This window comes from Mycolicibacterium sediminis, assembly GCF_010731735.1.
GTDB classification, from domain to species: domain Bacteria; phylum Actinomycetota; class Actinomycetes; order Mycobacteriales; family Mycobacteriaceae; genus Mycobacterium; species Mycobacterium sediminis.
Map to the genome: position 1 here is coordinate 1,858,387 of NZ_AP022588.1, position 22,895 is coordinate 1,881,281.

Here is a 22,895-nt window from a genome sequence, read left to right on the forward strand (position 1 = left end):
AACCGAAAGGCACTTCGATGACCAACCTGATCGACTACATCCTCGACCTCTTCCGCAGCCCGGCCACCGCGGCGTCCTTCATCGCCGATCCGGACGGCGCGATGCGCGCAGCCGGCCTGCCGAACGTCAGCGCCGCGCAGTTCGCCTCGGTGGCAGCCACCGCCGCTCCCGCGGGACTGGCGCTCGGCGGCGGTGACCCGGTCTACGGTCTGCAGCGCGCGGTTGCCGACTACCACAGCATCGCGTCGCCGTTCTCGCCGCAGACCAGCTTCGCGCCGCAGACGCAGACGGAGTTCGCGAGCCGCAACAACACCGACCTGGCGAGCAACAACGACATCGCGAGCCCCGACCAGGGTGCGGGTGCGAACGCCCAGAACGGCGCGTTCAACCTCGGCTTCGGCGACATCACCCTCGGCGACAAGACGTCGAACACCGCTACCGACGGGGCCGTCGTCAACACCGGCACCGCCGGTGACATCGACACCACCAGCGTCAAGGGCAACGGCAACGTGGTCGGCGACGACAACAACGCCAACACCGGCATCATCTCCGCCGACGGCAACTCGCCCGTCACGATCGGCGCGGGCAACGACACTGCGGTGCACGACAACTCGCAGCACTCCGGTGGCGACATCATCACCGGCAACGAGGGCACCGTCATCAAGGACAACGACATGTCCGGCGGCCACGGCGGCGGCGCCAGCTCCAGTGGCGGTGGCAGCCTGCTCGGCATCGGGCTCGGCAACGGCGGTAACGACGCCAACGCCGGCAGCGGCGGCAGCGGTGGGTCGATCATCGTCACCGACACCAGCTCGCACAGCACCAGCAGCGTCGTCGGCGGCAACCAGACCACCGCCGGTGGCGATCTGGGCAGCCACAACTCGAGCGACAGCTCGGTGAACACGCACGTCGACAACTCGGTGTCGAACCACACCGACACCGACACCACGGTCGACGACCACAGCTTCACCAGCGCCGTCGGCTCGGGCAACTCGACCGACATCGCGTCGCACAACGACACCGATCTGGCATCGCACAACGCGACGGAGTTCGACGCCTTCTGATCGCGCACCAGAGCTGGCGGGGACCGACACCGGTCCCCGCCAGTTCGCGTGCCGACCGTTACCGACAGACCAGGGAGGATGAGGCCATGACGCAACCGAACGACCCGCGCAAGGTCAAGGTGATCGTCGAACTCATCGACCACGCCGTCGCGATCGCGGGTGCCAAGGACCGCGGCGACCTGGTGGCCCGGTTGCAACAGGCCAAGGAGCGGATCAGCGACCCGCAGATCCGCGTCGTCATCGCCGGCCAGCTCAAGCAGGGCAAGAGCCAACTGCTCAACTCGCTGCTCAACGTCCCCGTCGCCCGCGTCGGCGACGACGAGACCACCGCCCTGGCGACCGTGGTCTCCTACGGCGAGCAGGCGTCCGCGCGGCTGATCGTGTCGCGCGGCGACGGCGAGGAACCCGAGGTCGTCGAGATCCCGCCGTCGGAGGTGCAGACCGACCTGCGCCGCGCCCCGCAGGCCCGCGGCCGCGAGGTGCTGCGCGTGGAGGTCACCGCCCCGAGTCCGCTTCTGAAGAACGGACTCGCGTTCGTCGACACCCCTGGCGTGGGCGGTCACGGACAGCCGCACCTGTCGGCCACCCTGGGTCTGCTGCCGGACGCCGACGCGATGCTCATGGTGAGCGACACCAGCCAGGAGTTCACCGAACCCGAGATGACGTTCATGCGGCAGGCACTCGAGATCTGCCCGCTGGCAACGGTTCTCGCGACCAAGATCGACCTGTACCCGCACTGGCGGGAGATCGTCGCCGCCAACACCGACCACCTCCGGCGCGCCGGCGTCTCGACGTCCGTCACGCCGGTCTCGGCGGTCCTGCGCAGCCACGCCATTCAGCTCAACGACAAGGAACTCAACGAGGAGTCCAACTTCCCGGCCGTGGTGAAGTTCCTCAACGAGCGCGTGCTGACCCGCGAGAACGACCGGATCCGCGACCAGGTACTCGCCGAGGTGCGTTCCGCTGCAGAGCATCTCAGCCTGGCGGTGGAGACCGAACTGTCGTCCATCAACGACCCCGGCGAGCGTGAGCGGCTGACCGCCGACCTCGAACGTCGCAAGCAGGACGCCCAGGACGCGCTCGCGCACACCGCGTTGTGGCAGCAGGTGCTCAACGACGGCATCTCCGACCTGACCGCCGACGTCGACCACGACCTGCGCGCCCGGTTCCGCGCCATCACCCAGCACACCGAGCAGACGATCGACGGGTGCGACCCCACCCACCATTGGGCCGAGATCGGTGGCGAGTTGGAGAGCGCGATCGCGACGGCCGTCGGCGACAACTTCGTCTGGGCCTACCAGCGCGCGGAGGCGCTCGCGCAGGAGGTGGCCCGCACCTTCGAGGAGGCGGGCCTGGGCGCGGTCGAGATGCCGCACGTCGACGCCCGCGAGATGGGCGCCGGCTTCGGCGAGTTCAGGTCCCTCGCCGGCCTCGAGGCCAAGCCGATCAAGGCCGGACACAAGGTGGTCACCGGGATGCGCGGGTCCTACGGCGGCGTGCTGATGTTCGGCATGCTGACGTCGTTCGCGGGTCTGGGCATGTTCAACCCGCTGTCCCTGGGCGCGGGCCTGCTGCTGGGCCGCAAGGCCTACAAGGAGGACATGGAGAACCGGATGATGCGCGTGCGCAACGAGGCGAAGACCAACCTGCGCCGCTTCGTCGACGACGTGTCGTTCGTCGTGAGCAAGGAGTCCCGCGACCGCCTCAAGGGCGTGCAGCGTCAGCTACGCGACCACTACCGCGAGATCGCCAACCAGACCACCCGCTCGCTGCAGGAGTCGCTGCAGGCCACCCTCGCGTCGGCCAAGCTCGAGGAGAACGAGCGGAACACCCGGGTGGCCGAACTCGAGCGCCAGCAGAACATCCTGCGGCAGGTGATCGCGCACGCGACCAGCATCGCCACCAGCGGCGAACCCGCCAAGACCTGACCCGCCTAAGCTGGTTTCCCGATGAGTTCGGGTAGCGCGAGATGAGCACGAGTGACCGGGTGCGCGCGATCCTGGGCGGAACCGTCGCGGCCTACCGTTCCGACCCGGCGTACCAGCAGCGCGCGGACGTCCACCACGAGCTGGACTGGATCGGCCGTCGGCTCAACCAGCCCATCCGTATCGCGCTGGCCGGCACGTTGAAGGCGGGCAAGTCGACACTGGTCAACGCGCTGGTGGGCGAGGACATCGCGCCCACCGACGCCACGGAGGCGACCCGCATCGTCACGTGGTTCCGGCACGGTCCGACCCCCAAGGTGACCGCCAACCACCGCGGTGGGCGCCGCACCAACGTCCCGATCGCCCGCGAGGCGTGGGACCCCGCCAAGCACCGGGGCCTGACGTTCGACTTCGCCACCGTCGACCCGGGCGACGTCGTCGACCTCGACGTCGAGTGGCCCGCCGCCGAACTCATCGACGCCACGATCATCGACACGCCGGGTACGTCGTCGCTGAACCGGGACGTCTCCGAGCGGACGCTGCGCCTCCTCGTCCCCGAGGACGGCGTTCCCCGCGTCGACGCCGTGGTGTTCCTGCTCCGCACGCTCAACGCCGCCGACATCGCACTGCTCAAGCAGATCGGCACGCTGGTCGGCGGATCGTCGGGTGCGTTGGGCGTCATCGGCGTCGCCTCGCGGGCCGACGAGATCGGCGCCGGACGCATCGACGCGATGCTGTCGGCCAAGGACGTCGCGACGCGGTTCACCGCCGAGATGGACAAGACCGGGATCTGTCAGGCCGTCGTCCCGGTGTCCGGGCTGCTCGCCCTGACCGCCCGCACGCTGCGTCAGAGCGAGTTCGTCGCACTGGAGAAGCTCGCCGCGGTCGACGCCGCCGAGCTGACGAAGGCCATGCTCTCGGTCGACAGGTTCGTGCGCGCCGACCTGGACCTACCCGTCGACGCCCCCACCCGCGCGGCGCTGCTCGAGCGGTTCGGGATGTTCGGGATCCGCATCTCGATCGCCGTGCTGCGCGCGGGGATCGGTGACTCGGTGGCCCTGGCCGACGAACTCCTGGAGCGCAGCGGTCTGATCGCGCTGCGCGACGTCATCGATCAGCAGTTCGCCCAGCGGTCGGACCTGCTCAAGGCGCACACCGCGCTGGTGTCGCTGCGGCGCTTCGTGGAGGCGCACCCCATCTACGCGACGCCCTACATCCTCGCCGACATCGACCCACTGCTGGCGGACACGCACGCGTTCGAGGAGCTGCGGCTGCTCAGCGCGCTGCGGTCGCGGGAGACGACGCTCAACCCCGACGAGATGGCGTCTCTGCGACGCATCATCGGCGGCTCGGGGACCGACGCCGCGAGCCGGCTCGGTCTCGGACCCGACACCCCCTACGACGGGCCGCGCGCAGCGTTCGCCGCCGCCCAGCGGTGGCGCCGACGCGCCGACCATCCGCTCAACGACCCCTTCACCACCCGGGCGTGCCGGGCCGCGGTGCGCAGTGCCGAGGCGCTCGTCGCCGACTACTCGGCCCGCAACCGCTAGGGCGTCGGGGGCGGCGCGGCGGTCGTCTGCGTCACCGTCTGCGTCGAGGTCTCCGTCACCGTGCTGGTGCTCGTACTCGTGCTCGGCGGCGTGGTCGTCGTCGTGGTGGTGGTGGTCGACGGGGTCGTGGTCGTGGTTGTGGTCGTCGACTCCGTGGTGGTCGTCGTGGTGGGGGCGGTGGTCTCGCCGGTGCCGCTCGGTGACTGGGTGACGGTCACCGTGCCGGAGGGTGCGGGGGCCACGGCGGCACTCGACGTCGCCGAGGTGGTGGTGGTGGCATCGGAGGGGGCCGAGTCGTCCGACGCCATGTTGATGGCCACGTAGGCGATCGCGGCGACGATCAGCGCGATGACCGCGCCCAGTCCGACCAGTGCGGCGGGCTTGCGGTACCAGGGTGTCTCGGGTGGCAGCGGGGGCTCGGGCGCGAACTGCCGCGTCGGGTCGCTGCTGCCCTGATAGCCACCGGTCTGATAGCCCTGGTCGCCGTAGTTGGGCCCGTAGACGGTGGGGTCGCCGTCCGAGTAGTCGTCGCCTGGAGGTCCGCCGCGTGTCATGTGCATCGATGTTAGGGCGTGCCGCGGCGCCGACGGCCTAGGGACGCGGGTAGAGCGTCCTGGTCTCGTTGAAGCGCGGCCGACGCGACGTCGGACCGTCCTCGCCGGTCGTGCTCCGCGACGATCGGGACGTCGGGGTGTCGCCGAAGTCGGAGTCGGTCGTCTCGGTGCCCGACGTGGTCGACGTCGGCGCATTCGGATCGTTGATGTCGGTGGTGGCCGGCGGGCTGGTGCTGGTGATCGTCTGGGTGGTGGTGGTCGACTCGGAGCCGGACGTGGAGAAGCGCGACGTCGTCGCCGTCGGCTCGAGGAAGTACTGGCCCGCGGGATCGGGGTCGTCGGATCCGGTCAGCAGGGACGAGATCAGCAGGTACAGGACGCCGAGCACCGCGACGGCCCCGACGCTCGCGCCGAGCAGCGTCGACGTGCGCTCGTGCCACGCGGGCTCGCGCGGGTCGTCGGGCTCGTCACCCCTGCCGCCGGTCACGGCGCTGATAGTAGCCGCGGCCGCCCTACCGGTGCCCGGTCAGGCGAGTTGGCGGACGACCTCGGAGGCGAAGTAGTCGAGGTGATCGAGGTCGGACATGTCGAGGGTCTGCAGGTACACCCGCTGGACCCCGGCCTCGATGAACGGTGCCAGCCGGTCCACGATCTGGGCCGCGGTGCCCGCCAGCGGCGAGTTCTCCCGCAGTTCGTCCACCTCGCGGCCGATCGTGGCGGCGCGACGTGCGACCTCGGCGTCGTCGCGGCCCGCGCACAGCACGAACGCCGCCGAGTACGTCAGCGAATCCGCCGCGCGGCCCGCGTCGGCGACCGCCGCCGCGACGCGCTCGAACTGCTTCGTCAGGACGTCGAGGGCGACGAACGGGATGTTGAACTCGGTGGCGTACTTGGCCGTCAGTGCGGGTGTCCGCTTGGGTCCGCCGCCACCGATGACGATCGGCGGGTGGGGCGACTGCGTCGGCTTGGGCAGGGCCGGCGAGTCCTTGACGGTGTAGTGCGTGCCGGCGAAGTCATAGGTCTGGCCCGCCGGGGTGTTCCACATCCCGGTGAGGATCTCGAGCTGCTCGCCGAGGCGGTCGAAGCGCTCGCCGAGCGGCGGGAACGGGATCGCATAGGCCTCGTGCTCGGCCTCGAACCAGCCGGCGCCGAGGCCGAGTTCGACACGGCCACCGCTCATCTCGTCGACCTGCGCCACCGAGATGGCCAGCACGCCGGGATGGCGGAAGGTGGCCGAGGTGACCATCGTGCCCAGCCGGATGGTCGACGTCTCGCGCGCGATGCCGCCGAGCGTCACCCAGGAGTCGGTGGGCCCGGGCAGCCCGTCGCCGCTCATCGCGAGGTAGTGGTCCGACCGGAAGAAGGCGGAGTAGCCCAGCGACTCGGCGGCTCGAGCCACGGCCAACTGGTCGGCGTAGGTGGCACCCTGCTGCGGTTCGACGAATACCCGGAAGTCCATGTCGCTGAGCCTATTCCCTAGTCGCTTCGCTCCTGCCCGCCGGAGCCTATTCCCTAGTCGCTTCGCCTACAGCCCGCCGCGACCCTCGCGGACCGCACGCACCGCGTCGTCGTCGCCGGTGATCTCCACCTTGGTCTGGTCGCGACCCGACACGAACAGCAACAGCTCGCCGGGGTCACCCGTCACCACGACGGACGGTCCGCTGCCGGTGGTGGCCAGCGTCTTGCCCTCCGGGGTGCGCAGGGTGACGCGCGCGGGCACCTTCGACAGCATCAGGCGCGACATCAGCGACACCTGGCGGGTCAGTGCCGTGGTGGTCGCCTCGTCGAGGACGCGGGGCTCCCACTCGGCCCCGGCACGTCGCACGTCCTCGTGGTGGATGAACATCTCCGAGACGTTGACGAGCGGGTCGAGCAGCTTGAACGGCGACAGCGTCGGCGGGCCGGACGCGACCTTGTCGAGCAGGACGTTCCAGTCGTTCTCGGCGGCCACCTGATCCTGGACGCGCTCGGTGTACCCGGCGAGCTTGGGGACGAGGATGCCCGGTGCGGCGTCGAGTCGGCGCTCGCGGATCACGAGGTGGGCGGCGAGGTCTCGCGCCGTCCAGTCCCCGCACAGGGTCGGAGCGTCCGGTCCGACCTCGCGCATGGCGGCGACCAGTCCGGCGCGTTCGGCTTGAGCTACTGACATGTTCATCCCCTGTCGAGAGCGCGATCGAGGTTGATCGCGGCGCTGATGAGTGCGAAGTGCGTGAAGGCCTGCGGGAAGTTCCCGACCTGATCGCCGGTGGCGCTGACCTGTTCGGCGTAGAGGCCGACGTGGTTGGCGTAGGTGAACATCTTCTCCAGCGCCAGCTGCGCGTCCTCGAGGCGGCCCGCGCGGGTGAGCGCCTCGACGTACCAGAACGAGCAGAGCGAGAAGGTGCCCTCCTCGCCGTCGAGACCGTCCGACTCCGGCGTGTACCGGAACACCAGGGTGTCGGTGACCAGGTTCTCCTCGATCGCGTCGAGCGTCGAGAGGAACTTCGGGTCGGCGGGGGAGAGGAACTTGACCATCGGCATGAGCAGTACCCCGGCGTCGAGTTCGGAACCACCCGCGGTCTGGGTGAACGACTTCTGCTCGGGGTCCCAGCACTCCGACATGATCCGCTCGTAGATGTCGTCGCGGACCTTCGACCACTCGGCGATCGGACCGGGCAGGCCGCGCTGGCGGGCGACGCGGATCGTCCGTTCGAGCGCGACCCAGCACATCAGCCGCGACGTCGTGTACGACCGGGTCTCGCCGCGCACCTCCCACATGCCCGCGTCCTCGCGCTCCCAGTTCTCCATCACCCAGCTGACGATGTCGGTGACGTCGTGCCACGCGTCGTCGCTGAGGCCGGGCCCGTACTTGTTGAACAGGTACACCGAGTCGATCAGCTCGCCGTAGATGTCGAGTTGGAGTTGGTCGACGGCCGCGTTGCCGACGCGCACCGGGCGCGAGTCGCGGTAGCCGCGGAGGTGGTCGAGTTCGTACTCGTCCTTCGGCACGTTCCCGTCGATGTCGTAGAGCACCCGCAGCGGACCGAGGTCGTGGTCCTCTCGGCGTTCCCGGCCGATGCGCTCGGACAGCCATCCGATGAACGCGTTCGCCTCCTCGGTGAAGCCGAGCCGCAGCAGGGCGTACAGCACGAATCCGGCGTCACGCACCCACACGTAGCGGTAGTCCCAGTTGCGGCTGCCCCCAACGTATTCGGGCAAACTGGTGGTGGGCGCGGCGATGATGGCGCCGGTCGGTTCGTGGGTGAGCAGCTTCAGCGTGATCGCCGACCGGTGCACCATCTCGCGCCACCGACCCCGGTAGCGCGACTTGCGCAGCCACTGCCGCCAGAACGTCGTGGTGGAGTCGAGCAGCGCATCGGTCATGTCCATGGCGTTGCAGGACGGTTGGTCGTCGGCCCCGAGGATCTCGAGGACGAACAGCGCGGTGTCCCCCTCGTTCAGTTCGACCTCGGCGCTGACGGTGGTGTTGTCGGCGCCCTCCTCGATCGTCAGATCCGTCGACGCGACGAAGCCCAGCCGTACGCCGTCGCCGGTGATCAGGACGCCGTCGCCGGTCTCCTCCGCACGGCACTGCTGGCGGGCATAGTCGGGCCGGGCGTCGACGCTCGTCCGGATCCTGATCGTGCCGCGCACGCCGCTGACCCGCCGGACCAGGCGCTGCCGGTGTTCGGGGTCGCCTGCGCCGAGGACGGGCATGAAGTCGTGCACCTCGGCGACGCCGTCGGCGGTGAGGAACCGCGTGATGAGCACGGCGGTGTCGGGGAAGTAGAACTGCTGCGTCCGCGACACCTCACACGTCGGTGCGAGGCGCCACGCGCCGCCCTTCTCCGGGTCGAGGATGGCGCCGAAGACGCTCGGTGAGTCGAACCGGGGCGCGCAGAACCAGTCGATGGTGCCATCGGTTCCAACCAGCGCGCTGGTGCGGAGGTCTCCGATCAACCCGTGATCGGAGATGGCCGGCCACTCACCGGTCATCGGGCAGCCGCCATCCCCGCGGCCCTGGCAGACGCAGCGCCTCGTCGGGGCCCCAGGACCCCTGGGGGTAGGGCAGTGCCTTCGGTGAGTCGTCCAGTACCGGCTGGCAGATCTGCCACAGCCTGTCGACCTCGTCGGCGCGGGTGAACAGTGTCTGATCGCCGCGCATCACGTCGAGCAGCAGCCGTTCGTAGGCCTCCAGCGGCTCGTCGTCGGGGTCGTCCTCCGAGGCGTCGTGACGCAGGGTGGACGTCATCAGCTCCAGCGTCGGTCCGGGACGCTTGGCCAGCATGTCGACCTCGAAGGCGGGCGTGTCGTTGAGTTCGAGGACCAGTTGGTTCGGTGCGTGCTCCTCGGTGCCGTCGCCGTTCGCGAACCGGCCTGCGGGCGGGCTGCGGAACGTCAGCGTGACGGTGCGACGGGTGGCGGCGAGTGCCTTGCCGGTGCGCAGGTAGAACGGAACGCCCTGCCAGCGTTCGTTGTCCACGAATGCCTCGAGTGCGACGTAGGTCTCCACCGTCGAGTCGTCGTCGACGCCCTCCTCGTCGAGGTAGCCCTCGTACTGGCCGAACACCACCCGCTTGGGATCGAGCGGCCGCATCGCCTGGAACACCTTCGACTTCTCGTTGCGCAGCGACGTGGCGTCGAGGTGGACGGGTGCCTCCATCGCGACGAAGCCCAGCACCTGGCACAGGTGCGTGGTGATCATGTCGCGAAAGCATCCGGTCGACTCATAAAAGCTGCCGCGGCCCTCGATGGTGAGTGTCTCGGGCACGTCGATCTCGATCGAGACGAGATGGTCGCGGTTCCAAGCGGGTTCGATCAAACCGTTCGCGAACCGCAGCGCCAGGATGTTCTGCACCGCCTCCTTGCCGAGGAAGTGGTCGATCCGATAGACCTGATCCTCGTTCACGACCTCCTTGAGGACGGCGTCGAGTTTCCGCGACGAGTCCAGGTCGGTCCCGAACGGCTTCTCCACCACCAGACGCGCGCCCTCGGTCATGTTCTCGCGGCCGAGCATGCCGATCATGCCCTGCATGGCGGTCGGCGGCACGGACAGGTAGATCAGCGTGCGGGCGTCCGCCCCCAGATCGGACCGCTTCTGGCGGACGGCCTCCGCGAGGTCGCTACCGTCGTCGGCGTCCGAGGTCTGAAAGGACAAGCGCTGCATCAGATCCTGCAGCACCTTCTCGTCGATGTCGTCGATCCCGTCCTTCAGGCCGTCGGCGATCTTCTCCCGGAACTCGTCGTCGGTCCCCGGGGAGTGGCGGCCGGACCCGATGATCGCGAAGTCGCTCGGCATGCGGCCCGCCGCGGCGAGGCGGTACAGGCCGGGAAAGAGCTTGCGCTTGGCGAGGTCTCCGGTCGCACCGAACAGGACGAAGACGGTGGGATTGGGATCGCTGGTGTTGGTCATGCGGCCTCCTTGACACTGAGCAGGGCATTCTCGACGACCTCGGTGAGCGCCGGATGGATCCAGAACGGTTGGTGGGCAAGGTCGTCGGCGCGGATGCCGAACTTCATCGCGACGACGAAGATCTGGATGAGCGTGGCGGCCTGCGGTCCCAGGACGTGCGCGCCGAGGATGCGGTGCGAGTCGCCGTCGACGAGCACCTTGCAGAACCCGGAGTCGTCCCGCAGCGCCCACCCGTAGGCGGTCTCGCCATAGTCCTTGCGGCCCACCAGGTAGTCGGGGTGGGAGTCGCGGCACTTCTGTTCGGTCAGGCCCACCGAGGCCATCTGGGGGTCGGTGAACACCGCGGACGGCACCAGATCGTGGTCGAACTCGCGCATCTGGTCGGGGTGCAGCAGGTTGTGCGAGACCACCTCCGCCTCGCGGTTGGCGACGTGCTTGAGCGGGATCGGCGTGCACACGTCGCCGAGGGCGAACACGCCGTCGGCGGTCGTGCGGCCGAACTCGTCGACCACCACACGGCCGTCGTCGCGGACGTCGACGCCGGCCTTGTCCAGTTCGAGCCGGTCGCTGTTCGGCCTGCGGCCCGCGGCGACCAGCAGCACGTCGGCCTCGATGGTGCTGCCGTCGTCGAGCGTGATGCGCAGCGCGCCGGGCTCACCGTCGAGCGCGGTCAGCTTGGCCCCCAGGCGAAGGTCGTACTGGTCGCGCACGAGGTCGGTGTACGTGCGCCGCAACTCGTCGTCCTGCGGTCCGCCGAGGAGACGGTCGGACTTCTCGATGATGGTGATCCGACTGCCGGCTGCGGCGAAGACGTGGGCCAGCTCGGCGGCGATGTACCCGCCGCCCAGGATGGCGAGGTGTCGCGGCGCGTCGTCGATGCGCATCACGGTATCCGACGTCTCATAGGGAAGTCCCGAGTCCGCCACGACGGGCGGAACCTCGGGCCGGCCGCCGTTGGCCAGCACGATCTGGTCGGCCGTGACCTCGGTGACGTTGCCGTCCACGTCGCGGACGCGGATGGCGCGGGGGCCGGTGAACTCGGCGTGGCCGGAGTAGAAGGTGACGTTCTCGCTGTCCTCGCGACCCTTGCGCCCCTCGTCGGAACGGGCATCGGTCTGGGTGAACACGCGATCGCGCAGGTCGGCCCAGCGCAGGCCCCCGAGTTCTGCGTCGACGTCGTAGCGGTCGGCCGCGCCGACCGTGTCGTGCACGTCCGCGGCGTAGACCAGCATCTTCGACGGGATGCAGCCGAAGTTGAGGCAGGTCCCGCCTGCCCGCCGTTCCTCGACGATGCCCACGCTCAGGTCGGCGAACGAGTCGTTGATGACCGAGTTGCCGGACCCGGAGCCGATGATGAGGACGTCGTGATGCACGTCGACGGGGCTTCCCTGCGGGTCGGAGTGTTTAAACCGGCTAGGGATTACGGTCAGAAGACGTCGACGGCCTCGATCGCGACGAACATGCCCCGGCCCGTGGCGACGTTGACGAACCGTGTCCCGGCCTCGCTGGCGTCGATGGTCCAGCCCACCGCCGAGTACGGCCGGTAGTCGAGGGTGACGACGGGGATGTCGCCGAGGTTGCCGACCACCCACTCCTCGTCGCCGTTCGCGGTCAGGCGGACGCCGTTGGCGGGGCTGCCGCCCACGGTCGGGGGATTGGTGAACTGCGCTTCGCAAGCGACCTCGGCCTCGCTGAGCTGGCAGCGCGTCTGGCCGGACTTGGTCTCGATGAAGACGTAGCCGTTCTGTGCGGGCAACACCTCGGCGGCGCGGGGCGGTGCGGCTGTCGGCGTCGGGGTACTGGGCGGTGGCGGCAACGTGGGGCTCGAGCGCGACGGCTTCGTCGTCGGGAACGTCGGTTCGGTCGGGTCGGCCGCGTTGGGTCTGGGGTCGCCGTCGGTGGTGGACGAGCAGCCCGCTAGGAGCGCGGCCACGGCGAGGACACTCGCTGCAATCGCCCGTGTGGTCACCTGTGAACGGTACCCACGGTGTTACCCGTGGGAAACGCGTGACTGGCGTTGTTATGAAGCCGTGTTGCACGAGGGAGCATGGCGGCATGGCCCACCTGACACGACGCCGCGCGATGGCCGTCCTGGGCACTCTGGCCGGCGTCGCCACGGCGTGTGCCACCGCGGCGCCGCCGGAGCGTGGGGAGGATGAGCCCATGCGCTTCTCCTACGGTGACGACCCCAGCCAGTACGCCGAGCTGACGCTGCCCGAGGGCGTGGCCGCGGCGCCGGTCGTGGTCGTCGTGCACGGCGGGTACTGGACGTCGAGCTACGGCGCCGAGCTGGGTCGGCCCCTCGCGGCCGACCTGGCCGGTCGCGGGTTCGCCGCGCTCAACGTGGAGTATCGCCGAGTCGGCAGCGGAGGCGGCTGGCCGCAGACCGGTGACGACGTTGCCGCCGCTCTCGACGGTCTCGCCGACCGTGCCGACGGGTTGGATCTGAATCACGTTGTCGGGCTCGGTCATTCGGCGGGAGGTCAGCTCGCCGGGTGGTTGGCGGCCCGGCGCGGCGGACGCGTGACGATGACGGGCGCCGTGCTGCAGGCCGGGGTGCTCGACCTGGTCCGTGGTTCAGCGGATGGTTTGGGGGCGGGAGCCGTCGACGCGTTCCTCGGCGGCTCGCCGTCGCAGCGACCGGAGGCGTACGCGCAGGCGTCGCCATTCGCGCGGCTGCCACTGGGCGTCCCGACCGTCGCGGTGCACGGCACACGCGACGCCAACGTGCCGATCGACCAGTCCGAACGCTTCGTCGCCGCAGCCGTGCGGGCCGGCGACCGGTCGGAACTGCGGACGTTCGACGGCGACCACTTCGACCCCATCACCGTCGGCACCCAGGCGTGGGACCTGTGCGTCGAGGCGCTGCACCAGCGGACGTGATGGGCGCCGAACGTGCGGCGGCCCTAGCGAGTACAACCGGTGGCATGGGCGGATTCTGGACGGTCGCGGCGGTAGGTGTGGTTGTGCTGGCGAGTGGCTGCGGCGAGCCGGCCGATCCTCCGTCGGCCGCCCCGAGTCCGAGTCCGCCCACCTTCGCGAACCCGGCGGAGTACGCCTCGCCCGATTCCCGGTATCCGCAGTGGGGTTTCCTCACACCCTCGTCGACGTGGGTCTGCGTCATCGCTGACTATCCGTCGAACGGGAACCGCGCCGCGTGTGCGCTCAACCCGGACGAAGGCCCGTTGCGATTCCAGAACATGCCGCCGGCGCAGGCTCCCGATCCCGGCGGAGACCCGTCGCGGCCGAACGTCATCGCCGTTATGGAGAGCGCCGACGCCGGATTCCTCTCGCTCGGCCGACCGATCTGGGAGTCGGCCGGCACCCCGCGGACGCTACCCGCCGGCACCGTCCTGCAGACCGGCGGATTTACCTGCAAGACACAGGTTTCCGTGGTGTCCTGCCGAGACGACCAGACCGGCAAGGGTTTCACCGTATCGCCCAACGGATTCGGGCTGACGTACATCGATCTGCCCTAGAAGGGTGGTGGGTTGGCGAGTCGGTGGGCGATGTTGGTGTCGCGTTCGGTGGTGATGCGGCGTTGGCGTTGTTGGGCGCGGGTGCGTGGGCGTGTGGGCATGCGTAGGCCCTTGGTGGTGCGGTCGGTGGTCTGGTCGGGTGGTGGCCCGGTGCTGGGTGGGGTGCCGGTGGGGGTGGCGAGGTGGGGGAACAGCATCGCTCCGAGTGGGGTGGTGGTGTAGACGAGCCCGGTGGGGCTGGTGAAGGTGATCGTGCCGTCGGGGTGCTGGGTGTCGTTCCATCCGCCGGTGCCGATCCAGAAGGTCTTCATGAGGTGGTGGTGGCGGCAGAGGTGTTTGGTGTTGGACGGGTGGGTGGCGCCGTGGGGCCAGGGGGTGGTGTGGTCGGTGTCGCAGTTCTGGGCGGGTCGGGTGCAGCCGGGCCAGCGGCAGGTGAGGTCGCGGCAGAGCAGGAACGCCGCGAGTCCGGTGGAGGGCCGGTACCCCTTCTCGGCGACGAGGTCGTCGGGTTGGGGGACGGGGCGGACCTTCGTGCGCGGTGAGCCGGCGAGTTCGCGGACGTGGTCGGCGGGGATGGGTCCGTGGCCGGGCATGTAGGCGGGGGTGTTGGTGGTGGCGTCGAGGGTGGTGTGGTCGGTGAGGACGTGGATGACGATCTGATGCCCACCGTTGCCATTGCGATCGGTGGCGGTGCAGGTGTCGGTGCCGCACTGGCAGTCGAGGCGGGTGTGTCCGTCGCAGAGGGCGGTGAGGGCGTCGGCGCGGCGGTGGTGGTGGGTGCGGGGGTCGGCGGGGCAGACGGTGGCGGCGACGGCGGTGAGGCGGGCGTCGAGGCAGAGGCCGGCGTCGGCGGTGAGGCGGCCGGTGAGGTCGGCCATGCCGTGTCGGTCGGGGTGGATGGTGACGTGGGTGTCGTCGCGGCGGTGGCGGGCGGTGCGTTGGGCGTCGGGGTCGAGGTCGGTGACGAGCCAGTCGAGGATTTCGGTGAGCTTCTTCTCGGAGAGGTGGTTCCAGTGTGGGGCGGCGGCGGCGATCTTGGTGTCGATGGCGGCGAGGACGTCGGGGTCCTGGATCAGCAGGGTGCGGTCGTCGATGGTGGCGATGATGCGGCGGTCGACGTCGCCGGCGAGGAATCGGTTGGCCAATTCCGGCAGTCGTTGGATGAGGCAGGTGCCCAGGAGCATGTCGGTGCGGGCGCGGTGGCGGCTGATGCCGAGGTGGGCGGAGACTTCGGCGATGGCGACGTCGAGGTCGTCGACGGTCCAGAGGGCGGTGGTGGCGTCGGGTCCGGGGTCTCGGCGGATGGCGAGGGTGCCGGCGGCGAGGATGCGGCGGGCGGTGGCGATGCGTTCGGTGCGCAGTTCGGTGGCCATGGACGCCAGGAGTGCGGCGTCGCCGAGGGCCGCCCATTCATCGAACACATGTTTGATTCTGCCATCTGAGGCCGTACGAAGGGTGCGATTTCAGTGAGCCTGGGGATGAATGCGCGACTGTGGATAACCCTGTGGCGCAACCGGTATCGAGTAGGTGAATGTCGGAGCCCGGTGGTAGAGCGCGTGCACGCTTCCGGCCCCCGCCACACGGTCAACGCGGCCGGGACACCACCGTCAGCAGGGGCTCGAGCGCGTCGACAAGGGGACCCGCGTAGTCGGTGACGTCGGCCGCGTCGGCCGCCACCTCGAACTCCCAAGATTCGAACTCGGCCACCTCGATCCCGACGATCTCGTTGCGGCTCAGTCGTCGCGCCACGTCGGCGAGGTCGTCGAGGGTGAGTCCGCCGGGCACGCGATAGTCGGTCGGTACCGTGCCGGGCTCGAGGACGTCGCAGTCGAGGTGGAAGTAGACGGGACGGTCGCCCACGTACAGGTCCAACAGTTCGTGCATCGAGGGCCCCGCGGCGAGGGCGATGGTGCCCGCATCGACGAGGGACTGCTCTGGTGGGTCGAGGTCGCGGCTGCCGCCCAGGACGACGCGCTCCGGTGACAGGCCTGCGCCGAGCCCGCTGTCCCACCATCCGATGGCCGCACTCAGGACGAGACCGCCGAGGTAACCGGTCGTCGTGGTGTCGGGAGTGTTGAGGTCGGCGTGCGCGTCGAACCAGACCACGAAGGCGTCCGGGCGACGTTCTGCGATGGTGGGCAAGGTCGCCAGCGATGCCGCGCAGCGAGACAGCGCGCAGACCGGGATCCGCCCGCCGGCAAGGACGTTCGCGTGCACGCGCTGCAGGTCTCGCAGTCCGGGTAGCGCGGTCGGCAGCGCCGTCTGCCAGGGCTGTGAATCGGCGGGCTGCGGTGTCCCGAGGACGGTGGGCACGAGGTCGAGTCGCCGTCCCAGTGCGCGGCCCACTACGGACGCACCGGACATGCCGCGATCGTTGTGGTCGCCGGTCGGGCCGACGAACACGAGGACCTCAGCGGAACGAAGCATGGCGTCGACGTTATGGACGGCGGGGCCTCGCCGCACCCGAATTAAAGAGGCGCCGCAACCGGGGAATGAATCCGGGACCACCCCGGTTGGACCCACTGACACTTGAGCGCGACAGGCTCAACTCTCGGTTGACAAGGCGACAGCCTGAGGCCAGGATTGAGCGTGGTCCACTCAGACCCATGAACTAACGCTGTTAGGGAAACAACAGGAGGCACACACTATGGCTCGTGCGGTCGGAATCGACCTCGGGACCACCAACTCCGTCGTCTCGGTACTCGAGGGCGGCGATCCCGTCGTCGTCGCGAACTCGGAGGGCTCCCGCACCACCCCGTCGGTCGTCGCGTTCGCGCGCAACGGCGAGGTACTCGTCGGACAGCCCGCCAAGAACCAGGCGGTGACCAACGTCGACCGGACCATCCGCTCCGTGAAGCGCGAGATCGGCACCGACTGGTCCGTGGAGATCGACGGCAAGAACTACACGCCGCAGGAGATCAGTGCGCGCGTGCTCATGAAGTTGAAGCGCGATGCCGAGGCCTACCTCGGTGAGGACATCACCGACGCGGTGATCACCGTCCCCGCCTACTTCAACGACGCCCAGCGTCAGGCCACCAAGGAAGCCGGCCAGATCGCCGGCCTCGAGGTGCAGCGCATCGTCAACGAGCCCACCGCGGCCGCACTGGCGTACGGCCTGGACAAGGGCGACAAGGACCAGACGATCCTCGTCTTCGACCTCGGTGGCGGCACGTTCGACGTCTCGCTGCTCGACATCGGCGGCGGCGTGGTCGAGGTTCGCGCCACCTCGGGTGACAACCACCTCGGTGGCGACGACTGGGACCAGCGCATCGTCGACTGGCTGGTCGACAAGTTCCGCGCCAGCGCGGGCATCGACCTGGGCAAGGACAAGATGGCCATGCAGCGGCTCCGCGAAGCCGCCGAGAAGGCCAAGATCGAGCTCAGCTCCGGCCAGAGCACGTCGATCAACCTGCCCTACATCACCGTCGACGCGGACAAGAATCCGCTGTTCCTCGACGAGCAGCTCACCCGTGCAGAGTTCCAGCGCATCACGCAGGACCTGCTGGACCGCACCCGCAAGCCGTTCCAGTCGGTCATCGCCGACGCCGGCATCTCGGTCGGCGCGATCGACCACGTGGTGCTCGTCGGTGGTTCCACCCGCATGCCCGCGGTCACCGAACTGGTGAAGGAACTGACCGGCGGCAAGGAGCCCAACAAGGGCGTCAACCCCGACGAGGTCGTCGCCGTCGGCGCCGCACTGCAGGCCGGTGTGCTCGCCGGTGAGGTCAAGGACGTGCTGCTGCTCGACGTGACCCCGCTGAGCCTGGGCATCGAGACCAAGGGCGGCGTGATGACGAAGCTCATCGAGCGCAACACCACCATCCCGACCAAGCGGTCGGAGACCTTCACCACGGCCGACGACAATCAGCCGTCGGTGCAGATCCAGGTCTTCCAGGGTGAGCGCGAGATCGCCTCGGCCAACAAGCTGCTCGGCAGCTTCGAGCTGACCGGCATCCCGCCGGCTCCTCGCGGCGTCCCGCAGATCGAGGTCACCTTCGACATCGACGTGAACGGCATCGTGCACGTCACGGCGAAGGACAAGGGCACCGGCAAGGAGAACACGATCAAGATCCAGGAGGGCTCCGGCCTCTCCCAGGACGACATCGATCGGATGATCAAGGACGCCGAGGCGCACGCCGAGGACGACCGCAAGCGTCGCGAGGAAGCCGACGTCCGCAACCAGGCCGAGTCGCTGGTCTACCAGACGGAGAAGTTCGTCAAGGAGCAGCGCGAGGCCGAGGGTGGGTCGAAGGTTCCCGAGGAGACGCTGAGCAAGGTGGATTCGGCTGTCGCCGAAGCCAAGTCGGCGCTCGAGGGCTCCGACATCGCGGCGATCAAGACCGCGATGGAGAAGCTGGGCGTCGAGTCCCAGGCGCTCGGTCAGGCGATCTACGAGGCCACGCAGGCCGAGCAGGGCGCTGACGGAGGCCAGGCATCCGGTTCCGCTGACGACAACGTCGTCGACGCCGAGGTCGTCGAGGACGATGACACCCGGGAGAACAAGTGACCCGTTCCTCTGACGAAGGGCGAGATCCGCTCGACGAGCCGGTGACCATCACTGACAAGCGGCGAATCGATCCCGACACCGGTGAGGTGCGCGATTCGGGTGCCGAGGAGTCGGCACCCGGCGCCCCCGCCGCACCGGAGACGGACGAGGCAGCCGAACTGAAGGCGACGTTGCAGCGGGTCAAGGCCGAGTACGACAACTACCGCAAGCGCTCGGACCGCGAAAAGCAGGTCGCCGCGGAACGCGGGAAGGTGACTGCCGTGATGCAGTTGCTGCCCGTGCTCGACGACCTCGAGCGTGCCCACAGCCACGGTGACCTGGACTCCGGTCCCTTGAAGCCGGTGGCGGACAAGCTCGCCGCCGCGCTCGACGGCCTCGGCCTGGTCGCCTTCGGTGTGGTGGGGGATCCGTTCGATCCGTCGCTGCACGAGGCCGTACAGCACGAGGGCGACGGCTCGAATCCGGTGCTCGGCACGGTGATGCGCCAGGGCTACAAGCTCGGCGACAACGTGTTGCGCAACGCGATGGTTGGTGTCGTGGACTCGGTGGACGACACCGAATCCAGCGACGCGGCATCGGAAGCCGGCTAGTCCGACGGATGTCGAACGGTGGTGGACGGTGGCGACCCGGTTCGATGTCGCCACCGTCCGCCCCACGGCTCGACGGCACGACACTCGGCGCGATATCGCCGACCAGCACGCTTCAGGGGCCGAGAGGCCTCATGATCAAGAGTAGGTACACAACTGATGCAGCAGGTTAAGGAGGTGACGCGGAATGGCCCAGCGCGAGTGGGTTGAGAAGGACTTCTACAAGGTGCTCGGCGTCTCCTCCGATGCCGACACCGCGGAGATCAAGCGGGTGGCGAAGAAGCTTCTCGCGGAGAATCATCCGGACCGCAAGCCCGGTGACACCGCGGCCGACGAACTCTACAAGGAGGTCGGCGAAGCACGTGACGTGCTGACCGACCCCGCCAAGCGCAAGGAGTACGACGAGACCCGTCGGCTCTTCGCCGGCGGCGGCTTCAATCGCCGGTTCACCCCGGGCGACGGCAACTTCGGCGGATTCGGCAGCGGATACGGCACCGACGGCGAGGTGAATCTCGGCGACCTGTTCGGTGCGGCCGGCCAGACCGGCGGCGCCAACATCGGCGACCTGTTCGGCGGCCTCTTCGGTCGCGGCGCCCAGCAGGCGCGGCCGAGCCGGCCACGACGGGGCAACGACCTGGAGACCGAGACGGAACTGTCGTTCCTCGAGGCCACCAAGGGCGTGGCGATGCCGCTTCGGCTGACCAGCCCGGCGCCCTGCACCAACTGCCACGGCAGCGGTGCGCGCCCCGGCACCAGCCCGCGGGTCTGCCCGTCGTGCAACGGCGCCGGCGTGATCAGCCGCAACCAGGGTGCGTTCGGCTTCTCCGAGCCGTGCACCGAGTGCCGCGGCACCGGGTCGATCATCGACGACCCGTGCGACGAGTGTCACGGCGAAGGCAAGATCACCCGCACCCGGACCATCAACGTCCGGATCCCGCCCGGCGTCGAGGACGGTCAGCGCATCCGGCTGGCCGGCCAGGGCGAGGCGGGTCTGCGCGGCGCGCCGTCCGGTGACCTGTACGTCACCGTGCACGTGCGTCCCGACAAGGTGTTCGGCCGCGACGGCGACGACCTCGTCGTCACCGTTCCCGTGAGCTTCCACGAACTGGCGCTCGGCACAACGCTTTCCGTCCCCACGCTCGAGGGCAAGGTCGGAGTCCGGGTGCCGAAGGGCACGTCGGACGGACGCATCCTGCGCGTGCGTGGCAGGGGCGTCCCGAAGCGCAGCGGCGGCCACGGCGACCTGCTGGTCACCGTCAAGGTCGCGGTACCTCCGAACCTGGAGGGCGAGGCGCTCGAGGCGCTGGAGGCGTACGCGACGGCCGAGCGGGCCAGCGGCTTCGATCCCCGGGCCGGATGGGCGGGGTCGTGATGAGTGCGCAGAACGACGCCCGCACGTACCTCATCTCAGTGGCCGCCGAACTGGCCGGCATGCACGCCCAGACGCTGCGGACCTACGACCGGCTCGGCCTGGTCAGTCCGCAGCGCAGTTCCGGTGGGGGACGGCGCTATTCGCAGCACGACGTCGACCTGCTCCGCGAGGTGCAGCGGCTGTCGCAGGACGAGGGCGTCAACCTCGCCGGCATCAAGCGCATCATCGAGCTGACCAATCAGGTCGAGGCGCTGCAGTCCCGGATGTCCGAGATGGCCGCCGAACTCGACCGCCTGCGGTCGACACAGCGCCGGGACGTGGCGGTGGTGCCCAAGAGCACCGCGCTCGTCGTCTGGCAGCCGCGCAAGGGCCCGCGCGCTAGGTGACGGTGATCGAGAACCGGGCCGTCTCGGGCGACCCCTCCGCCGCCGACCGGTAGTCGCCGCGTCGCAGTGCGTCGGTGGGGGCGGCCATCGGCTCGATGCCGACGAGCGCGTCCCCTGGCGGCGCGAACAGTTGCGCTGCGGGGTAACCGGTTTCATACGTCACGTCGACGCGCCGGTCCCCGCCCGCGAGGGTGAACACCGCGCCCGGCGGGACCTCGTCGAAGCCGTTGTCGTAGGTGGTTCCCGCCAGCGACGTGGTGCCACCGGACCAGGCCTCGTGGTTCCCGGTCGGGAGGCCGACGTCGTCCACCGGTAGGTGGCGCATCGCCGGCGTGGTGAGCGTCCATTCGTCGCGCGGCACGCCCGGGATCGTCAGGTACGGGTGGTAGCCGAAGCACAGCGGCACCCGCGCGGACGTGGTGGGCGTGACGGTGGTCGCGATCCGGAGCACCCGGTCGGCGAGGGTGACCTCCTGGGTGAGGACGTGCGGGAACGGGAACGACGCCAGCAGGGTCGGATCCGCACCGAAGTCGAGCGTCGCCGTCAGGGCGTTGGCCGACTGGGCGGTGACCACCCAGCCCGGGTAGGCGGCGAGCACCCCGTGGATCGGCGAGCCATGCTCGTCGGTGCGGACGTTGCCGTTGCCCGGGATGAGCGACACCGCCGTGCCGTCGACCTGATACTCGTTGCCGCTCAACCGGTTCGCCCACGGGTAGAGGATGGGGATGCCCATCGTCTTGCCCGCCGTGACGTAGGCCTCCAGGCCGCGACGCTGCCCCAGGTACTCGACGCCGTCGTCGGCCAGGGAGGTGCCGATCATGCCGGCGCCGGGCACGAACGTGGCGGTCAGCGACGACGACGGATCCTGCAGCGTGATGAATTCCAACTCGGGCATACCGGATTCTGACACGCTCAGGCGGCGGGCGGATCGTGCTGGATGCGCTCGCGGTCGGCACCCTTCGCGACGAGCGCGGCCTTCGTCGCCGCGATCATCGCCGGACCGCCGCTGATCAAGATCTGCCGGTCACCCCAGTTGCCGTAGCTGGTCACCACGTCGGCCAGGATCCCGGTCTGCCGGACGTGCAGGCCGCGCGGCGGCGGCTCGACCGGGTAGTCGACGGCCCACGGCGGGTTGGTCGCGAACTGCGACACCGGCGTCACCGACAGCCACGGGTTGGTCGACGCGATCTGCCACAGGGTGTGCAGGTCGTACAGGTCGCACGGGTAGGTGGCGCCGTAGAACAGGTGGACGCGCGGGTTCACCGCGAAGCGCTGCAGATCCATGATGATCGTCCGCAGCGGCGTGAGCCCGCTGCTGCCCGCGACCATCAGCACGTCGCCGCCGTTGCGGTCGACGTGCAGGCCGCCGTGCGGGTTCGACAGGCGCCAGCGGTCGCCCGGCTTGGTCTCGCCGACGATGGCGGTGCTGACCATGCCACCGGTCACCGACCGGACGTGGAACTCGATGGCGCCGCCCCGGTCGGCCGGTATGGAGGGGGTCAGGAACCGCCAGCGGCGCGGCCACTGCGGCACCTGGACGGTGACGTACTGGCCGGGGTGGTAGAACACCGGCCGGTCCAGCTGTAGTCGGGTGATCGAGACGTCACGGGTGGCCCGGATGTGCTCGACGACGGTGGCGTCGCGGTACGGCGGGCCCTTCTCGGCGTCGGCCGCGCCGTGCATGACGCCGACCATCAGGTCGACGACGTCGCGGGCGGTGTCGCCGAGCCCACCGTCCCAGCGGTCGCGGAAGTGCGTCCGGAACGCCCAGAACAGTGCGGCGCTCATGGAGTCGTAGTGGTGCTGGACGACGCCGTACTTGCGGTGGTCCCGCCCGAGCTGGGCGAGGAAGGCCACCGGCTCCTCGGCGCGCTGCTCGGCGATCTCGCCGAGCACCCACGACAGCGCCCGTGCGAACATCTGCCGCTGCCGGACCAGGTCGGGCGGGAAGAGGTCGCGCACCGAGTAGTCGGTCGCGAACCAGCGTCCGTAGAAGTCGGCGATCACCCCGCCGGGGCTGCCGTCCAGGACGAGGGCGGCCCGCAGCGTCAGTAGCGCGTCGCGATCGTCGAGTCCCAC

At 69.5% G+C, this 22,895-nt stretch carries 21 protein-coding genes; 9 read left to right on the forward strand and 12 right to left on the reverse strand.

Annotated elements, in window-relative coordinates:
- The first annotated feature begins 17 nt into the window (after positions 1–17).
- The 3 genes from G6N64_RS08850 (at position 18) to G6N64_RS08860 (ending at position 4,539) form a co-directional block, all read left to right on the forward strand.
- Entirely contained in the window at positions 18–1,064 is a 1,047-nt protein-coding gene (locus G6N64_RS08850) for an IniB N-terminal domain-containing protein (RefSeq protein ID WP_163796556.1), read from the forward strand.
- A gap of 86 nt (positions 1,065–1,150) precedes the next feature.
- Complete coding sequence (locus tag G6N64_RS08855; protein WP_163796557.1) at positions 1,151–2,992, forward strand: dynamin-like GTPase family protein; 1,842 nt, start codon at positions 1,151–1,153, stop codon at positions 2,990–2,992.
- Between the two features lie 41 nt (positions 2,993–3,033).
- Positions 3,034–4,539, forward strand: coding sequence for a dynamin family protein (locus G6N64_RS08860; RefSeq protein WP_163796558.1), 1,506 nt, complete (start codon positions 3,034–3,036; stop codon positions 4,537–4,539).
- Here G6N64_RS08860 and G6N64_RS08865 read toward each other — a convergent pair.
- The 8 genes from G6N64_RS08865 to G6N64_RS08900 all read right to left on the reverse strand — a co-directional run bounded on the left by G6N64_RS08865 (position 4,536) and on the right by G6N64_RS08900 (position 12,454).
- Entirely contained in the window at positions 4,536–5,093 is a 558-nt protein-coding gene (locus G6N64_RS08865) for a hypothetical protein (RefSeq protein WP_163796559.1), read from the reverse strand. The two genes, G6N64_RS08860 and G6N64_RS08865, sit on opposite strands and share 4 nt — an antisense overlap.
- 37 nt (positions 5,094–5,130) lie before the next feature.
- Positions 5,131–5,580 (reverse strand): hypothetical protein, encoded by a 450-nt coding sequence (locus tag G6N64_RS08870; protein ID WP_163796560.1) that lies wholly within the window; start codon positions 5,578–5,580, stop codon positions 5,131–5,133.
- A gap of 39 nt (positions 5,581–5,619) precedes the next feature.
- Positions 5,620–6,552: an LLM class F420-dependent oxidoreductase gene (locus G6N64_RS08875; RefSeq protein ID WP_163796561.1), complete on the reverse strand. Its 933-nt coding sequence runs from the start codon at positions 6,550–6,552 to the stop codon at positions 5,620–5,622.
- A gap of 66 nt (positions 6,553–6,618) precedes the next feature.
- Entirely contained in the window at positions 6,619–7,242 is a 624-nt protein-coding gene (locus G6N64_RS08880; protein WP_163796562.1) for a TIGR03085 family metal-binding protein, read from the reverse strand.
- Between the two features lie 2 nt (positions 7,243–7,244).
- The gene (locus tag G6N64_RS08885) at positions 7,245–9,068 is read right to left on the reverse strand and encodes a glycoside hydrolase family 15 protein (protein ID WP_163796563.1); all 1,824 of its coding nucleotides are present in this window, start codon (positions 9,066–9,068) and stop codon (positions 7,245–7,247) included.
- A complete protein-coding gene (zwf, locus tag G6N64_RS08890; RefSeq protein WP_163796564.1) occupies positions 9,058–10,485 on the reverse strand; it encodes a glucose-6-phosphate dehydrogenase in 1,428 nt (475 codons plus the stop codon). Before zwf ends, G6N64_RS08885 begins: the two co-directional genes overlap by 11 nt.
- Positions 10,482–11,858 carry a mycothione reductase gene (locus tag G6N64_RS08895; RefSeq protein ID WP_163796565.1) on the reverse strand — a complete coding sequence of 459 codons (1,377 nt, stop codon included), beginning with the start codon at positions 11,856–11,858 and terminating at the stop codon, positions 10,482–10,484. The genes zwf and G6N64_RS08895 overlap by 4 nt, the downstream gene beginning before the upstream one ends.
- A 53-nt stretch (positions 11,859–11,911) precedes the next feature.
- Positions 11,912–12,454, reverse strand: coding sequence for a hypothetical protein (locus G6N64_RS08900; RefSeq protein WP_163796566.1), 543 nt, complete (start codon positions 12,452–12,454; stop codon positions 11,912–11,914).
- Positions 12,455–12,540: 86 nt separating this feature from the next.
- Here G6N64_RS08900 and G6N64_RS08905 point away from each other — a divergent pair, with 86 nt between their 5' ends.
- Entirely contained in the window at positions 12,541–13,368 is an 828-nt protein-coding gene (locus G6N64_RS08905) for an alpha/beta hydrolase family protein (protein ID WP_163796567.1), read from the forward strand.
- A gap of 44 nt (positions 13,369–13,412) precedes the next feature.
- On the forward strand, positions 13,413–13,964 hold the full coding sequence (locus tag G6N64_RS08910; protein ID WP_163796568.1) for a hypothetical protein: 552 nt from the start codon (positions 13,413–13,415) through the stop codon (positions 13,962–13,964).
- Here G6N64_RS08910 and G6N64_RS08915 read toward each other — a convergent pair.
- Both G6N64_RS08915 and G6N64_RS08920 read right to left on the reverse strand, forming a co-directional pair.
- Entirely contained in the window at positions 13,961–15,385 is a 1,425-nt protein-coding gene (locus G6N64_RS08915; RefSeq protein WP_246231054.1) for an HNH endonuclease signature motif containing protein, read from the reverse strand. The genes G6N64_RS08910 and G6N64_RS08915 overlap by 4 nt on opposite strands.
- 163 nt (positions 15,386–15,548) lie before the next feature.
- A complete protein-coding gene (locus G6N64_RS08920; RefSeq protein WP_163796569.1) occupies positions 15,549–16,391 on the reverse strand; it encodes an arginase family protein in 843 nt (280 codons plus the stop codon).
- A 220-nt stretch (positions 16,392–16,611) separates the two neighbouring features.
- On the opposite strand from G6N64_RS08920, the gene dnaK reads away from it, so the two are divergent.
- The 4 genes from dnaK (at position 16,612) to G6N64_RS08940 (ending at position 20,816) form a co-directional block, all read left to right on the forward strand.
- On the forward strand, positions 16,612–18,471 hold the full coding sequence (dnaK, locus tag G6N64_RS08925; RefSeq protein ID WP_163796570.1) for a molecular chaperone DnaK: 1,860 nt from the start codon (positions 16,612–16,614) through the stop codon (positions 18,469–18,471).
- A 41-nt stretch (positions 18,472–18,512) separates the two neighbouring features.
- Complete coding sequence (gene grpE / locus G6N64_RS08930) at positions 18,513–19,061, forward strand: nucleotide exchange factor GrpE (protein ID WP_246231055.1); 549 nt, start codon at positions 18,513–18,515, stop codon at positions 19,059–19,061.
- Between the two features lie 184 nt (positions 19,062–19,245).
- Complete coding sequence (gene dnaJ / locus G6N64_RS08935) at positions 19,246–20,430, forward strand: molecular chaperone DnaJ (RefSeq protein ID WP_163796572.1); 1,185 nt, start codon at positions 19,246–19,248, stop codon at positions 20,428–20,430.
- Entirely contained in the window at positions 20,430–20,816 is a 387-nt protein-coding gene (locus tag G6N64_RS08940; protein WP_163796573.1) for a heat shock protein transcriptional repressor HspR, read from the forward strand. The genes dnaJ and G6N64_RS08940 overlap by 1 nt, the downstream gene beginning before the upstream one ends.
- Here G6N64_RS08940 and G6N64_RS08945 read toward each other — a convergent pair.
- Together G6N64_RS08945 and G6N64_RS08950 are read right to left on the reverse strand one after the other, a co-directional pair.
- Positions 20,809–21,711, reverse strand: coding sequence for an aldose 1-epimerase (locus G6N64_RS08945; RefSeq protein ID WP_163796574.1), 903 nt, complete (start codon positions 21,709–21,711; stop codon positions 20,809–20,811). The genes G6N64_RS08940 and G6N64_RS08945 overlap by 8 nt on opposite strands.
- A 17-nt stretch (positions 21,712–21,728) precedes the next feature.
- Complete coding sequence (locus G6N64_RS08950; RefSeq protein ID WP_163796575.1) at positions 21,729–22,895, reverse strand: FAD-binding oxidoreductase; 1,167 nt, start codon at positions 22,893–22,895, stop codon at positions 21,729–21,731.

Excerpts from the sequence above, each read along its gene's own strand:
- G6N64_RS08945 (WP_163796574.1), bottom strand. The coding sequence starts at position 21,711 with ATGCCCGAGTTGGAATTCATCACGCTGCAGGATCCGTCGTCGTCGCTG.
- G6N64_RS08855 (WP_163796557.1), top strand. The coding sequence starts at position 1,151 with ATGACGCAACCGAACGACCCGCGCAAGGTCAAGGTGATCGTCGAACTC.
- G6N64_RS08865 (WP_163796559.1), bottom strand. The coding sequence starts at position 5,093 with ATGACACGCGGCGGACCTCCAGGCGACGACTACTCGGACGGCGACCCC.
- G6N64_RS08940 (WP_163796573.1), top strand. The coding sequence starts at position 20,430 with ATGAGTGCGCAGAACGACGCCCGCACGTACCTCATCTCAGTGGCCGCC.
- zwf (WP_163796564.1), bottom strand. The coding sequence starts at position 10,485 with ATGACCAACACCAGCGATCCCAATCCCACCGTCTTCGTCCTGTTCGGT.
- dnaK (WP_163796570.1), top strand. The coding sequence starts at position 16,612 with ATGGCTCGTGCGGTCGGAATCGACCTCGGGACCACCAACTCCGTCGTC.
- G6N64_RS08920 (WP_163796569.1), bottom strand. The coding sequence starts at position 16,391 with ATGCTTCGTTCCGCTGAGGTCCTCGTGTTCGTCGGCCCGACCGGCGAC.
- G6N64_RS08885 (WP_163796563.1), bottom strand. The coding sequence starts at position 9,068 with ATGACCGGTGAGTGGCCGGCCATCTCCGATCACGGGTTGATCGGAGAC.
- dnaJ (WP_163796572.1), top strand. The coding sequence starts at position 19,246 with ATGGCCCAGCGCGAGTGGGTTGAGAAGGACTTCTACAAGGTGCTCGGC.
- G6N64_RS08910 (WP_163796568.1), top strand. The coding sequence starts at position 13,413 with ATGGGCGGATTCTGGACGGTCGCGGCGGTAGGTGTGGTTGTGCTGGCG.
- G6N64_RS08905 (WP_163796567.1), top strand. The coding sequence starts at position 12,541 with ATGGCCCACCTGACACGACGCCGCGCGATGGCCGTCCTGGGCACTCTG.
- G6N64_RS08880 (WP_163796562.1), bottom strand. The coding sequence starts at position 7,242 with ATGTCAGTAGCTCAAGCCGAACGCGCCGGACTGGTCGCCGCCATGCGC.
- G6N64_RS08850 (WP_163796556.1), top strand. The coding sequence starts at position 18 with ATGACCAACCTGATCGACTACATCCTCGACCTCTTCCGCAGCCCGGCC.
- G6N64_RS08860 (WP_163796558.1), top strand. The coding sequence starts at position 3,034 with ATGAGCACGAGTGACCGGGTGCGCGCGATCCTGGGCGGAACCGTCGCG.
- G6N64_RS08875 (WP_163796561.1), bottom strand. The coding sequence starts at position 6,552 with ATGGACTTCCGGGTATTCGTCGAACCGCAGCAGGGTGCCACCTACGCC.